This window comes from Actinoplanes sp. NBRC 101535 (assembly GCF_030269225.1).
Lineage (GTDB): Bacteria > Actinomycetota > Actinomycetes > Mycobacteriales > Micromonosporaceae > Actinoplanes > Actinoplanes rectilineatus.
Genome location: NZ_BSSY01000033.1, coordinates 31,073 through 43,962, shown reverse-complemented (window position 1 = coordinate 43,962; position 12,890 = coordinate 31,073). Strand labels below are relative to the sequence as shown.

Sequence of the window (12,890 nt, the reverse complement as noted above, 5' to 3'; positions counted from 1 at the left end):
GATGGCTGTTACGGTGGTCATAGCGGAGGGGAAACGCCCGGTTACATTCCGAACCCGGTAGCTAAGCCCTCCAGCGCCGATGGTACTGCACTCGGGAGGGTGTGGGAGAGTAGGACGCCGCCGGACTTAACGTCGAGAAAGGCCCACCCTTCGGGGTGGGCCTTTCTTCGTTTCCGGACTCTTTTTCCGTTCTGGACCCGTTTTCACAGGGCGATTCCGATCATCGGCCGTCTGCCCCGGTCGTCTCCCCGGCCGGCGGGCCGGGCCTCATCGGGCGGTCGGCTGGTCCCAGCCCTCCTGCGGGGTGGCGCAGGTGCCGCGGAAAACGTACTGCGAAGGAAGTTTGCGCTGTTCGCTGGTCCAGTCGATGGGTGGCCGCCGCTGTTTCTCGGGCAGATAGCCCAGGCGGTAGACGGCCATCAGTTCGAGGTCGTCCGGCACCTTCAGCAGGCCGGCGATCTCGTCCCAGCGGCCCGGCACCTCCATCGGGAAGGAGATGAACTGGATGCCCATGCCGAGTTCGACGGTGGTGAGCCAGACGTTCTCCATCGCCGCGCCCATGCTGAACACGGAGTAGAACGACGACAGTTCGCCCGGACGGTATTCGTTGCGGTCGAGCATCACGCCGAGCAGCAGCGGCGAGCCCGCCACCAGTTTGCGGTTCTCCTCGCCGAGGCTGTGCGGCACCCGCATCGCGTTCATGAGTTTCTGGCCGCGGGCGGTGAACACCTGGCTGGTGAACGGGCGCAGCGGCGCCGGCAGACGGTCGAACAGCATGCCGTCGCGGCGGTTCTCCATCTCCTCCCTGCTGAAGCGGAAGTACGGTTTGTACCGCTCGAAGAAGGTGCCGTTGGACATCGCCTCGGTCATGCTCTCGCCGCTGATCCGCGCGATGGCCTCGATCGTCGGGCGTTCCTCGACGATCACGAACCGCCACGGCTGACTGTTCAGCTGGGACGGCGCACGTCCCGCGACCTCCATCAGGACCCGCTGATGCTCTTCGGAGACCGGGTCGGGCAGGAACGCCCCGTTGGTGGTCCGTCGGCGGCGCACCACGTCGAGAAACTCCATCAGCGATTCCTCCAGGCCAGAACAAGGGCGATGGTGTACGCGGGAGCCGCGGCCCCGGCGACGGCGGCATGCCGGCGGGTGCCCCCACCGGCGTAGGGCAGGGCGAGGAGCGGGCCGGCCGCGGGCAGCAGCGCGAGAGCCGCGGCCCGGCGTTCGACGGCGCCCGCGGCGAGCGCCAGTGTCGTCAGGGCGGACGTCACCGCGTACAACGTGGCGTGGATCTTTTTATGTCCCCGGTTGTCGATGATGCCGGTGGCGACAGCGGTGCCGAAGGCGGCGTTGCTCAGGTAGCTCACGGCCGCGGCGGTGACCAGGGTCCGGGTCATCGGGGTGTTCCGTCGTGGGTGAGCAGGAGACGTTGCGGGAACATCGACGTGACCCGCCATCCCGTCGGGACGACCGTCTGCAGCTCCGGGCGCCGGTAGCTGCGGCGGATCGAGAGCAGACCGTCCTGGTGGACGAAGGATCCGCGGGCGAGCGGGAGCGTGGCCACGGCGAAGAGGTGGTATCCCGCCGGGTGCCGGGCCAGGTCGTTGTGCAGGACCAGCCCGCGGGCCAGCGTCCGGCTGTCGGCCAGCAGCGCCTCCATCGCCGTCGCGTCCAGGTGGTGCAGGAGATGGTTGGAGATCACCATGTCGAACCGGTCGCCGCGGGCCACCAGTTCGGCACTCGACGCCTGTTCGAAGTGGACGCCGCGGGCCGGTAGCCCGGCGACGTGCCGCAGCGCGCGGTCGTCCGGGTCGATGGCGGTCGTGTGGAGTACCAGCCGGTCCCGGGCCGCCCAGGTGGTGAGGGCGCGGGGGATGTCCCCGCCGCCGAAGCCGATGTCCAGCAGGGTGGTGGGGCGTTCGGTGTCCAGGCGGGGCCGGATCCACTGCCGGTAGACGCGCCGCCAGCCCGAGACGAGCCGGTTGACGGTGCGGAACTGCCGGTAGGTGCGGTCCAGCCGTCCGGGGTCGCAGTCGGGCGCGTCCATGAATTCCCGGGCCTCGGTGTCGCGCCGGGCCAGGCCGGGCGGCCACCACCGGCCGGGCGCCGATGACGGTGGTGTGGTGCCGGTGATGCCCATGTCGTCGGTCCTCCGGTCCGCGATACGACGGTCGGCCACCGGTGGCGGCGTTGCGAACCGCCACGCGCGGGGATCGATTCCTCACGCGGCATACCCGTATCGGCCGGTGCGCTAACGGCGCTGACGAGAGTCGGTGCGCCGACGATGCCAGGCGTGCCGCGCCGAGGCCTCCGCGACCAGTGTGCAGCAGCAGAGGCCTGGTGGCCCGGCTCGACGACGTGGCGTGATTTCGCCGTGCCGGGCCGCGGGGATCCGGGCGCCGGATCCACGGTTCAGATCAGCGGAAGTCCGATGGTGACGACGGTCGGGCCGCCCGGTGGGCTGTCCACCGACAAGGTCCCGTCGAAGGCGGCCAGTCGTCGGCGTACCCCGGTGATCCCGGTCCCGCGGTGCGGGTCGGCGCCGCCGCGCCCATCGTCGGCGACGACGACGGTGATCGCCGAGGTGGTGGATGTCAGGGTCACCGTGGCGTGCGAGGCCCCGGCGTGTTTGACCACGTTGGTGAGCAGTTCGCCGACGGAGAAGTAGAGCGCCGACTCCAGTGGTGACGCCAGCCGCCCGGTGAGCGTCGACGTGACCGTGGTCGGGATCCGGCATTCCAGGGTGAGCGCCCGTACCGCGTCCACCAGGCCACGGTCGGCGAGTACCGGCGGGTGGATGCCGTGGACCAGATCCCGGAGTTCCTGCATGGCCCGACGGGAGTCCTCCTGCGCCTGTTCCAGCAGGGTGAAGGCGGCATCGGGGTCCTGCCGCAGGGTTTTCTCGGCCAGTTTCAGGGTCATGCCCATCGCCATCAGCCGGGCCTGCGCGCCGTCGTGCAGGTCGCGTTCGATGCGCCGGATCTCGGACTGCTGGGCGTCGAGGGTCTCGGACCGGGTGGCGGCCAGGTGTTCGACGCGTTCGGTGAGGCGGGCGACCGTGGACGCGCCGAGAAGCCGGGCGGCGTACCGGTCGGCGGCCCGGCCCAGCAGTGGCGCGGCCCGCAGCCCAGCAGCGATCATCACCGCGCCCAGGACCGCGGCCATACCGGCGGTGGCCGGGCTGACCAGCGGGACGAACAGATACCACGAACCGTTCCATGCCTGCGCGGCCCAGCGCCAGCTCAGCGGGGACGCGAGCCCCCACAGCCCGCCGGCCAGCGACAGCGCCGGGATCAGGCCGAGGGTGAGCCCGGCCGGCCAGCCGCCGCCGGCCCAGGCCAGGTCCCGCCGGGTTGCCGGGTCGTGGAACACCCGTCGGCAGGCGGCGGTTCCGGCGGCCCATCCGGTCTCCGTCACCGCTGGGCGGGGATTCCGTGGCAGGCCGAGTCGGCGGCGGGCGGCGTCGGCCCGGTTCTGTACGACGGCGAGCAGTGGCGCGACCAGCGGGATGCCCACCCCGAGTAGCACCGTGCACGCCACGCCGACGCCTGCCGTGGCGAGGACCACCGCGATGACGGCCTCCCCGGCCCGGTGCAGGCCCGCGGTGACGGCTCGCAGTCCATGGACGCCACGATCGGCCTGGCGAGTACTGATGTCAGCCTCCTGAGCTGCTGGTTCACGGTCGGGTCGGATCATTGGACTACAGCCGGCGATGGATCCGGATCGGGTGGACGGTCAAGCCGGACCGGGGGCTAGCACCCGGTCCGGATGGGGTCAGGCACGGCAGACACACCCCGGCCGTCCGGGAAGCATGGGAACCGCACAACGGCCGCATCGAAGGGACCATCGCCATGTCGCAGCACTCCGGCATCGCCCGTACCTGTCTCGGGGTGCTCGCCGTCCCGGCTGTCGCCCTGGCCTTCGCGCTGCCACCGCTGCCCGCTGCGGCCCCGGCCGTCGCTGTCGGACCGGCCCGGGCCGCGGCGGTCGGTGCGGCGATCGAAACACGACTGGAGGCGGGCCGGGTGCCGGCCGCCGCGTACGCCGTGGTCATCGACGCAACGGTCATCGTCGGCGCCCACGGCGACGGGGTGACCGCATCGACGCCGTTCCTGCTCGGCTCGGTCAGCAAATCGTTCACGGCGTTGTCGGTGCTGCAGCTCGCCGAGCGCGGGCAGGTTCGCCTCGACGACCCGGTCACCCGCTACCTGCCGTGGTTCCGTACGGCGGATCCGGTGAGCGTGCCGACGGTTCGTCAGCTGCTCGACCAGACCAGCGGCCTTCCCACCGCGGCGGGTGTCGCCGGGCTGCGGGACACCGACCGGACGCTGGAGCAGCGGGTCCGCGCAATCGCCGGGGTCACGCCGACCGCGGCGCCGGGCGAGACCTTCCAGTACTGCAATCTCAACTACGCCACGCTGGGCCTGCTGGTGCAGGAGGTGTCCGGGATGTCGTACGCGGACTATCTGCGGGTCAACGTGCTGGAACCACTCGACATGACCGGCACGTACACCTCGGTCGGCCAGGCCCGGGCGGCCGGTCTGGAACGGGCCACCGTGCCGTGGTTCGGCGTTCAGGTCCGCCGGGAGGCCACCGCTTTCGCGGGTGCACTGCCGGACGGCTACCTGGTCTCCACCGCCGAGGACATGGGCCACTACCTGCAGATGCAGATCGACGGCGGCACCTACCGCGGCCGGTCGATCCTCTCCGCGGACCTGGTGGCCCTGATGCGGCAGACCGCGACCGCCACCCCGCAGGACGCGGCCGCCCCGGGCACCGACGGGTACGCGCTGGGCCTGGCCACCGGCACGGTCGGCGGCACCGCCCTGGTCGCCCATCAGGGTGACGTCACCGGTTTCCACAGTGACCTCGCCCTGCTGCCCGACCGCGACCAGGGTCTGGTCGTGCTGACCGCCCAGAACGCCTTCCTGCTGGAGAACGACGCCGCCTACCGGGCCGGACTCGGCGTCCTCGCCGGTGCGGAGACGCCGGAGTTCGGGTTCTGGGATGGCTACCTGGGCCGCTACCTGATCGCCGACGGGGCCGCCGCGGTGGTGGCGCTGCTGATGGCGCTGCGCGGCGTACGCCTGGCCCGGGGTGCCGCCCGCGGCTGCCGCAACCGGTCGGTGACCAGGGCGGTGGCCGGCCTGGCCGCGGCGATCGCGGGCTCGGCCGGCCTGTACGCCGGCATCGCCGTCGGTGGCGGCGCCCTGGTCCAGGGCTACCCCCTGGATCCCGGGCTGGTGCTGTCCAGCGCCCCGGAACTGGCGTTGATCGCCGGTGCGGTGGTCGCCTACCCGGTGCTCTCCAGCGTGCTGACCTCCATCGGTGCGTTGCGGCGGGGCCGGCGTACCTCCCCGCCCCGCTGCCCCGCTCACACCGCGGTCCGCGGGGCGGCCGGCAGCGTCCCGGCGTACTCCGCCGCCACGTCGGCCCTCATCAGGTCGTCGTGACCGGCGGCGACGGCCTGCACCTCGAGGCGATCCGGGCTCGTACGCTGGCAGCGTGAACACGGGGGCTTCTCTGCGCGTGCTGCTGGCCGACGACCTGTTCCTGCTCCGCGACGGGCTGGCTCGGTTGCTGGCGGCGTACGGATGTGAGGTCGTCGGCGCGGTCGGTCACCCGGACGAACTGCTCGCGTATCTGGACGAGGCCGAGCCGGACGTGGCGGTCGTCGACGTCCGCATGCCGCCGACCTTCACCGATGAGGGCCTGCGCGCCGCGGTCGAGGCGCGCCGCCGTCGGCCCGGCCTGCCGGTGGTGATCCTGTCCCAGTACGTCGAGCCGCTGTACGCCGTCGAACTGCTCGCCGACCGGGCTGGTGGCGTCGGTTACCTGTTGAAGGACCGGGTGATGGACGCCGATCAGTTCGTCATGGCGCTGCGCCAGGTCAGTGCCGGGGGCACCGTGATGGATCCCGAGGTGGTCGCCCGGATCATGAACGCCGCTCCGGCCAGCTCGCCGCTCGACGCGCTCTCGCCCCGGGAACGCGAGGTGCTGGGGCTGGTCGCTGAGGGCCGGTCCAACTCCGCCGTGGCAACCGCCCTGCACCTCGCTGAGAAGACCGTCGACAAGAACGTGAGCAGCATTTTCACCAAATTGGGCCTGCCTCCGTCCAGCGACGACCATCGTCGGGTGCTGGCGGTGCTCGCTTTTCTCAACAACGGTGGATGAGCGGCTGGACACGGAGACTCCTCCCGCGGACGATCTTTCGGGCAGCGTGGATGGCGGCCTGTCCCGTTCGGGACAGCTGCGAGAAGACATGCGGGATCACACCGGCGAGGGTCCTACCCCGTGCAGGTGAGTGTGTGGAGAGAATCCATGACCGTGATGTACGCGAAAATGGTTTCGCACACGACGTGACCCCCGTTACCTCACCTTTGACGAACACGTCACACACCCAAGGCGCGTCATTGGCCCGGAATGTTTCCACAGTGGTCGTCCGGCGATCCGCGTTCGGGGCGAAGCTTAAGCGCAGCCTTTGGTGAATGACAAACCGTGACGGTCGTTCCGAGGCCTCCGATGGCTGTTCGGAGTGCACAGAAGGCGCTTCGACCTGCAATGAACTCCCCGTGGCCGGCTCATGTATGACACTTATCGGAGCCTTGGGCGCGAACCGGTTTCGATGCGATGCGTGATTGTTGGTCATTTCATCGCCCGGCGTGGCCGTGTGGACGATTACATGCCGATCGGCTGTTCCGTCCGAAATCGGAATTCAGGAATCGGTGTGCGACGTCTCCCGGCCGGCCCATCTGCCGGACTTCTCGGTCAGGTGGGGCCGGCGCCGCGGTCCCGTTCGCTCTGCTGCCGGACCCGGTCGGTGGTGGTCATCACCGCGTCGACCTGGTCGGCGAGTCCGGGGTGGTGGCCCAGATGCCGGTGGGTGCCGGCGAGCAGACCGGGCAGCCGGGTGGCGTCGTGGTCGCCGAGGGCGTCGCGGAGCCGGCCGACGTCGTCGGTGGCGGCCGGGTCGAGGTCGTCGAGCGCGGCGACCTGGCCGGCGAGTTGCCGCAGGCCCGCGGTGTTGGCGTTGGCCCACCGGGTGACGGCACGGGTTCCGGCGCGCCGGTCGCGTTCGGCCTGGACTCGGCCGTCGCGGGTGCTGCCCTGCTGGTCGGCGGTGGCGGGGATCAGGCGCAGGTATCGGCGTTCGGCGGCTTGCCGGCTGGCCACGCCGAGGGCGGGGGCCAGTTCCTGCCAGGACACGTCCGCTGCCCGTGCGGCGGCGATCAGGACGGGTTCGATCGCGGCGAGTTCGGTGCGTGCCCAGCGCAGCAGCACCAGTGCGTCGAGGGTGTCGGTGGGGTCGCTCTCCTCGTCGGCGTCGGCGTCGGCGGTGGCGGCGGTGGCGGTGGCGGCGACGGTCGCGGCGACGGCCGGCAGCCGGGGCTCGGAGTCGTCTCCCGCCAGTCGCCGCCATGCCGCTCTGACCTCGTCCGGGATCGGTTGCACGGTGTCACCACCCTCTCGTCATCTTTTCGTTGACGTCTGGCTTGTCATCAGAACGACGACGTGTTAGAAAAAACCTATCGCGCATTGACCCCGTAAGTCGAGACGCAGGAGGTGGGAAGATGTTGATGCGCAGCGAACCCTTCACCGAGGTCAACCGGCTCGCCCAGCAGCTGTTCGGAGTCCCGTCGGCGGGCACCTGGTCCCGGCCGGCCACGATGCCCGTCGACGCGTTCCGCAACGGCGACGAGTTCGTGATCGCGTTCGACCTGCCCGGGGTCGACGCCGACGCGATCGACATCGACGTGGAACGCAACGTGCTGACAGTCCGCGCCGAGCGCCGCCCCATCGACCTGGGTGAACAGGCCACGGCGCAGCTCAGCGAGCGCCCGCTCGGGATCTTCTCCCGGCAGATGTTCCTCGGCGACGCGCTGGACACCGACCGCATCGACGCCGCCTACGACAACGGCGTGCTGCTCCTGCGGATCCCGATCGCGGAGAAGGCCAAGCCCCGCAAGATCGCTGTGGCCGCCCGTGAGCACACCAGCCAGAAGGTGATCACGAGCTGACCCCGGGGCCTCACCGAGGCATCGCGGGAGGTGATGGGGCCCGGCCCGCCCCACCGCCGCCATCACCTCCCGCGTCACCCGGCCCCTCGGGTCCTGCCGGTGCGCCGCCTTCCCCGACGGCGGGGACCGTTGCGGGTGACGGGGCAGCGGCGGGCGCCGCATCACCCCAGCCGGCCAGGTCGCCGCCGGGCTGGCAGACGATCAGGAAACCGGGCGGGCCCATCACCGCCCACGACTCGTACTCCTCGTCGGCGCCGGCGACGAGCACCGACCCGCCGCCGAACGTGATCCGCAGTTCGCCGCCCGGAGCGACGACGGCCTCACTCACCAGCAGGCCGAGCACCGCGGTCAGCTCGTCGCCCCGCCCCACCGGGAGCGTCTCGTCGCCCCGGTGCAGATAGGCGGTCGTCTCGATCACCACCTGCCGGTCCCCGCTGAATCCGAGGATGACGGACTGGCCGAGCCGCGCGTGCTCCAGCCTCTGCCCCACGAGCAGCCCGAGAATTCGGGTCATGTCCACCCCGATCGGCGTTCCGGCCATCGACGCGGGGACCGTATCCCGACTTTCCCTAACAGGGCCTTAAATGTTGCCCGGCGCAGGTCACAGATTGTCGATGCGGGCCGGCAGTTCCGCCGCGGCCAGGGTCTCCAGGACCGCCTCCTGGTCACGGCGGCGCGTGAGGAAAGCCTTCTCCGCCGGGTTGCCCGCGAGACCGATGGCCCGGTCGTAGGCGGCCCGCGCCTCGTCGACCCGCCCGGCTCGGCGCAGCAGGTCGGCGCGTGCGGCGTGGAAGGCGTGGTAGCCGTCGAGGGCCCCGGCGAGCGGAGCGATCGCGGTGAGCCCGGCCGCGGGCCCGTCGACCTCGGCGACGGCGACGGCCCGGTTGAGCCGCACGATCGGGGACGGGTCGACGAGCGCCAGGCTGCCGTAGAGGGCGGCGACCACGGCCCAGTCGGTGTCCTGTGCGCGGGGCGCCACCGCGTGAACCGCGTTGATCGCGGCCAGCAGTTGGAAACGTCCCGGCGGGCCGGCCGCGACCGCTCTGCTCCGCTCCCGGATCAGGGCGATGCCCTCGGCGATGAGGGCACGATCCCAGACGGTGCGGTCCTGTTCCCCGAGGGTCACCAATTCTCCGGTACGCGACACGCGCGCCGCCCGCCGTGCGTCGGTGAGCAGCATCAGGGCCAGCAGGCCGGTGACCTCGCCGTCGTCGGGCAGCAGCGTGTGCAGCAGACGACCGAGCCGGATCGCCTCGCCGGTGAGGTCCGCGCGTACCGGATCATCGCCCGCACCCGCGAGATAGCCCTCGTTGAAGATCAGATAGACCACGACGAGTACGCCGGGAAGCCGTTCGCGGATGTCGGTGACCGACGGCACCCGGTAGGGGACGCCGGCCGCCCTGATCTTGTCTTTCGCCCGGGTGATCCGGCGCGCCATCGTGGTCTCCTGGACCAGGAAGGCCCGCGCGATCGCGCCGACCGTGAGCCCACCGAGCAGACGCAACGTCAACGCCACCCGCGCCTCGACCGCAAGCGCGGGATGACAACACGTGAAGATCAGCCGGAGCCGGTCGTCCTCGACCGCACCGGCGGGTTCCGGCGGACCGTCGTCGTGGACCATCAGCGACTCCCGCTGCTTGGCGTCACGCTGCGACTCGCGGCGCAGCCGGTCGATCGCCTTACGGGTGGCGGTGGTGGTCAGCCAGCCGGCAGGGTTGGGCGGGACACCGTCGCGCGGCCATCGTTCCGCGGCCGCCGCGAACGCCTCGGCGGCGGCCTCCTCGGCGACGTCCAGATCACCGAAACGGCGCACGAGGCCGGCGATCACCGGCGCCCACACCTCACGGTGGGCGCCGGTGATCGCCTCCTCGACATCAGGTCCGGTCACCGCTGTGCCGGAGTCAGCGCGCTACCGGTTCTCCCCGGCGCCCGGGAACCGGTGCACCTCCTGCGGCCAGTCGAGCGCCGTCGCGAGCCTGCCGGCCCAGTACCGGGCCGCGTCATCGTCGGCGACGTCGACGACGGCGAACCCGCCGAGGTGCTCCTTGGTCTCGGCGTACGGTCCGTCGCTGAACACCGGCTCACCGTCACGGGCCTCGACGCTGCAGACCAGCGTGGACTCGTCCAGCCCGCCGTTGCTGGAGACCAGCACACCCAGGGCCCGCATCTCGTCGACCACGGCACGGGCGGCGACCCCCTTCGCGCTCATCTCCGCCGCCGTGTGCGGGGGCACCCACTCATCGTTGAAGGCGATCAGGTACTCCGTCAAGGTCGTCTCCTCACTGCTCTCCCCGCCGGCACAAGATCCGGCCGGCCGTTCCGTAGTCTCTACGAACGGATCCACCGCGATACGACACCAGCGACGAAACAGTCTTCCGGCATCGACGCCGGGCACCGCCCGCCGCCCGGGCCGTCTACGATCGGCGGCGTGCCGAGAGCGGGCTGGTCACCGGCCGAGGATCAGAACAGGCGGTTGCTGCGTGCCCGCGACGCGATGGACCGTGACTTCGCCGAGCGCCTCGACCTTCCCACGCTCGCCAGGCTGGCGCACATGTCCGAGGGGCATTTCAGCCGCAGCTTCCGGACCACCTTCGGGGAGACCCCGCACCGCTATCTGCAACGCCGGCGCATCGAACGGGCCATGTCGCTGCTTCGTGACCCGGCCAGCTCGGTGACCGAGGTCGGGCTGCGGGTCGGCTTCGACAGCCTGGGCGCGTTCAGCCGCGCGTTCCGGGCCGTGGTCGGGGTGTCGCCGTCGCAGTACCGCGATCGCCGGCTGGCCGCCCGAGCACCGGTCTGCTTCGTCAAGTCCTGGCTGCGACCGGTCAGTTTTGGCGAAGCGTCCCGCCCCGGCGCGCCCGTACCGTGAAGTCATGTTCAACGCGATCACGATTACCTCTGTCCATGTCCTCGACCAGGACGAGGCTCTGGATTTCTATGTCGGCAAGCTGGGGTTCGTCGTCGGTGACGACGTCGACCTGGGCCACATGCGGTGGCTGACCATCGTCCTGCCGTCCGACCCGAACCGTCACCTGCTGCTGGAGGTTCCCGGGCCGCCGTCGATGAGCGAGGAGAGCGGCGCTCAGCTTCGTGACCTGCTCACCAAGGGCGCCCTCGGCGCGGCGGCGATCCTCACCACCGACGATTGCCAGAAGGTCTACGACACGCTCAAGGCCCAGGGGGTGGAGTTCACCCAGGGCGTCGAGAAGCAGCCGTACGGTATCGACTGCGCCTTCCGTGACCCGTTCGGCAACCACATCCGGGTCACCCAGCCGACCGGCGAGCCGGTGACCATCACCGCCGAGGACAAGGCCCGCTGGAGCGGCCGACCCGTGTCCTGAACCCGGCTGCCGGCCGCTCTGCGTCCGAAGCGACCGATACCAGCGCGATTGGACGGCACAGCGGAGCACGGCGACGATGGGATCAGCGGACGCCGTACGCCGTGCGCGTCTGGCCGACTACGACGACGCGCTCTTCGTGAGTCCGAACGACCTGCTTCTCCGGTGTTGTCCAGGAACACAGCAGCGGGTGGAAGCCGAAGGTCTTCTTCCAGGTGCGGGTCGCTGATTCCTTCTCGCAAGTGGCAGATCACGATGGTCGCGTCGATGTCCAGGACCAGGCCCTCGACCTTGCAGCCGGCGACGCTGACCTGCGGTAGGTCACCGCGGGTGTCGGCGTGCTGAGCCCAGGCCACCGCCCGGGCCGCAGCGCGCGCGGTCCGTAACGCGGCCGGCATCGACTCGTCCAGCTGCGACAGCAGTCGCCAGGCCGTGGGATCGGAGGTTACCGGCCCGAACGAGCCGGCCTGGTCACGCAGAACCGCGAGATCGGCGATGGCCTCGCCGCCGTCGGCGAGCATCACCGCCAGATCAACCGCGATCCGGCCAGGGTCATGGCCGCCGCAACGCTGCCGCAGTCCGGCGAACGATTCACTGAACGCGCTGGTCAAACCGGTCGCATCGGCAAGGTCGGCGAGCAGCCGGGCACCGGCGTGACCGACGACGCCGCGTCCGTCCCCGGTCACCGTGATCTTCGGACGTATTGCGGTAGCCTTCACCCAGCAAGTGCCTTCCGTGACCGGGATATGGGACCTTCGACAAGCCTCATTTTCCCTGACCGGAAGGCACTTCTCTATTTCCGGCTCACCCCTTGGACACCTCTTAACGAAGGGCCGAGGGTAGTGCGTGCATGGTAGACTTTGATCGATCATCGTGACAGCGAAGCCTCGACGATTTCATAATCTGTCATGCCCGCCTCGATCTGGCAGCCAATTCCTTGCGGTTATTTATCGGCGATCATTGCAGGACTCGGGCATGCGGCGGAGGCTCGGGGTTGTCGCCCCAGGGTGAGTTCGAAAACTGTTCCTTCCTCGCGTCCTTTGAGGGTCTCGGAATCGGCATCTGGCCATTGGATCTCAAGATAGAGCGGGCCATCGATCCATGTCTTGCCGGCGCAGAAGAAGTCATCGAAGTCGACCTGCCTGTCGGGGTAAGGCAAGGAGTCGGCGCGCGTGATCAGCCAGCCGTCGGCCTTGGCGCTACTGCGATAGAACTCCGCGACCTCTCCGCCCTTCATCCGGGTCTCGTATACTCGTTCGGCAAACGCTAGTCCGCTGATGTCGCAGCTCTCGAAGCTGTCCGTCAGCCTCGTTCCTGAGGGCTGTTTTGAGATGATCGGCAGGGTTGCGATCTCCCGAACCTCGTCGGGCTGCAGGCATGGGCTCTTCGAGCCGGCGTCACGATCTCCGCCTTCAGCGCTGCTCGATGTGCAGGCACTGAGGCCTCCTGCAGCGATACATGCGGCAGTGATCGCTACGAGTAGACGACGCATGGGGCCTCCAGGGCAAATTTTGCAGTATTAGAAAAAGGGAGC

General features: G+C 70.0%; 14 protein-coding genes, 1 rRNA gene and 1 pseudogene. 6 read left to right on the top strand and 10 right to left on the bottom strand.

Going from position 1 to position 12,890, the window contains the following annotated elements:
• Window positions 1–9 precede the first annotated feature (9 nt).
• Window positions 10–126: ribosomal RNA gene (rrf, locus tag QSK32_RS44405) — 5S ribosomal RNA — on the top strand.
• 141 nt (window positions 127–267) lie between these two features.
• Here rrf and QSK32_RS44400 read toward each other — a convergent pair.
• From QSK32_RS44400 to QSK32_RS44385, 4 genes are all read right to left on the bottom strand, one after another.
• On the bottom strand, window positions 268–1,071 hold the full coding sequence (locus QSK32_RS44400; RefSeq protein ID WP_045747700.1) for a nitroreductase family protein: 804 nt from the start codon (window positions 1,069–1,071) through the stop codon (window positions 268–270).
• The gene (locus tag QSK32_RS44395; protein WP_045747701.1) at window positions 1,071–1,397 is read right to left on the bottom strand and encodes a hypothetical protein; all 327 of its coding nucleotides are present in this window, start codon (window positions 1,395–1,397) and stop codon (window positions 1,071–1,073) included. Before QSK32_RS44395 ends, QSK32_RS44400 begins: the two co-directional genes overlap by 1 nt.
• The gene (locus QSK32_RS44390; protein WP_285475435.1) at window positions 1,394–2,179 is read right to left on the bottom strand and encodes a class I SAM-dependent methyltransferase; all 786 of its coding nucleotides are present in this window, start codon (window positions 2,177–2,179) and stop codon (window positions 1,394–1,396) included. The genes QSK32_RS44395 and QSK32_RS44390 overlap by 4 nt, the downstream gene beginning before the upstream one ends.
• Before the next feature lie 233 nt (window positions 2,180–2,412).
• Complete coding sequence (locus tag QSK32_RS44385) at window positions 2,413–3,696, bottom strand: sensor histidine kinase (RefSeq protein WP_285475434.1); 1,284 nt, start codon at window positions 3,694–3,696, stop codon at window positions 2,413–2,415.
• Window positions 3,697–3,851: 155 nt separating this feature from the next.
• Between QSK32_RS44385 and QSK32_RS44380 the strand changes: the two genes are divergently transcribed.
• Both QSK32_RS44380 and QSK32_RS44375 read left to right on the top strand, forming a co-directional pair.
• On the top strand, window positions 3,852–5,453 hold the full coding sequence (locus QSK32_RS44380) for a serine hydrolase domain-containing protein (RefSeq protein WP_285475433.1): 1,602 nt from the start codon (window positions 3,852–3,854) through the stop codon (window positions 5,451–5,453).
• A 70-nt stretch (window positions 5,454–5,523) separates the two neighbouring features.
• Window positions 5,524–6,174, top strand: a complete 651-nt coding sequence (locus QSK32_RS44375) for a response regulator transcription factor (RefSeq protein WP_285475436.1) — start codon at window positions 5,524–5,526, stop codon at window positions 6,172–6,174.
• Between the two features lie 594 nt (window positions 6,175–6,768).
• Here QSK32_RS44375 and QSK32_RS44370 read toward each other — a convergent pair.
• Entirely contained in the window at window positions 6,769–7,452 is a 684-nt protein-coding gene (locus QSK32_RS44370; protein WP_285475432.1) for a hypothetical protein, read from the bottom strand.
• 119 nt (window positions 7,453–7,571) lie between these two features.
• Between QSK32_RS44370 and QSK32_RS44365 the strand changes: the two genes are divergently transcribed.
• Window positions 7,572–8,018, top strand: coding sequence for an Hsp20/alpha crystallin family protein (locus tag QSK32_RS44365; protein WP_045747702.1), 447 nt, complete (start codon window positions 7,572–7,574; stop codon window positions 8,016–8,018).
• A 10-nt stretch (window positions 8,019–8,028) separates the two neighbouring features.
• Here the strand turns inward: QSK32_RS44365 and QSK32_RS44360 are convergent, their stop codons facing one another.
• The 3 genes from QSK32_RS44360 to QSK32_RS44350 all read right to left on the bottom strand — a co-directional run bounded on the left by QSK32_RS44360 (window position 8,029) and on the right by QSK32_RS44350 (window position 10,287).
• On the bottom strand, window positions 8,029–8,532 hold the full coding sequence (locus QSK32_RS44360; RefSeq protein WP_157411557.1) for a DUF6188 family protein: 504 nt from the start codon (window positions 8,530–8,532) through the stop codon (window positions 8,029–8,031).
• 87 nt (window positions 8,533–8,619) lie between these two features.
• Window positions 8,620–9,906 carry an RNA polymerase sigma factor gene (locus QSK32_RS44355; RefSeq protein ID WP_285475431.1) on the bottom strand — a complete coding sequence of 429 codons (1,287 nt, stop codon included), beginning with the start codon at window positions 9,904–9,906 and terminating at the stop codon, window positions 8,620–8,622.
• 21 nt (window positions 9,907–9,927) lie between these two features.
• Entirely contained in the window at window positions 9,928–10,287 is a 360-nt protein-coding gene (locus QSK32_RS44350) for a YciI family protein (protein ID WP_285475430.1), read from the bottom strand.
• A 159-nt stretch (window positions 10,288–10,446) separates the two neighbouring features.
• Between QSK32_RS44350 and QSK32_RS44345 the strand changes: the two genes are divergently transcribed.
• Window positions 10,447–10,887 (top strand): helix-turn-helix domain-containing protein, encoded by a 441-nt coding sequence (locus QSK32_RS44345; protein WP_245674324.1) that lies wholly within the window; start codon window positions 10,447–10,449, stop codon window positions 10,885–10,887.
• Window positions 10,888–10,891: 4 nt separating this feature from the next.
• Entirely contained in the window at window positions 10,892–11,359 is a 468-nt protein-coding gene (locus tag QSK32_RS44340) for a VOC family protein (RefSeq protein WP_285475429.1), read from the top strand.
• A gap of 104 nt (window positions 11,360–11,463) precedes the next feature.
• Here the strand turns inward: QSK32_RS44340 and QSK32_RS44335 are convergent.
• Window positions 11,464–12,075 (bottom strand): annotated as a pseudogene (locus QSK32_RS44335) (transposase); the annotation flags it as partial.
• Between the two features lie 224 nt (window positions 12,076–12,299).
• Window positions 12,300–12,848 carry a hypothetical protein gene (locus QSK32_RS44330; RefSeq protein ID WP_285475428.1) on the bottom strand — a complete coding sequence of 183 codons (549 nt, stop codon included), beginning with the start codon at window positions 12,846–12,848 and terminating at the stop codon, window positions 12,300–12,302.
• Window positions 12,849–12,890 lie beyond the last annotated feature (42 nt).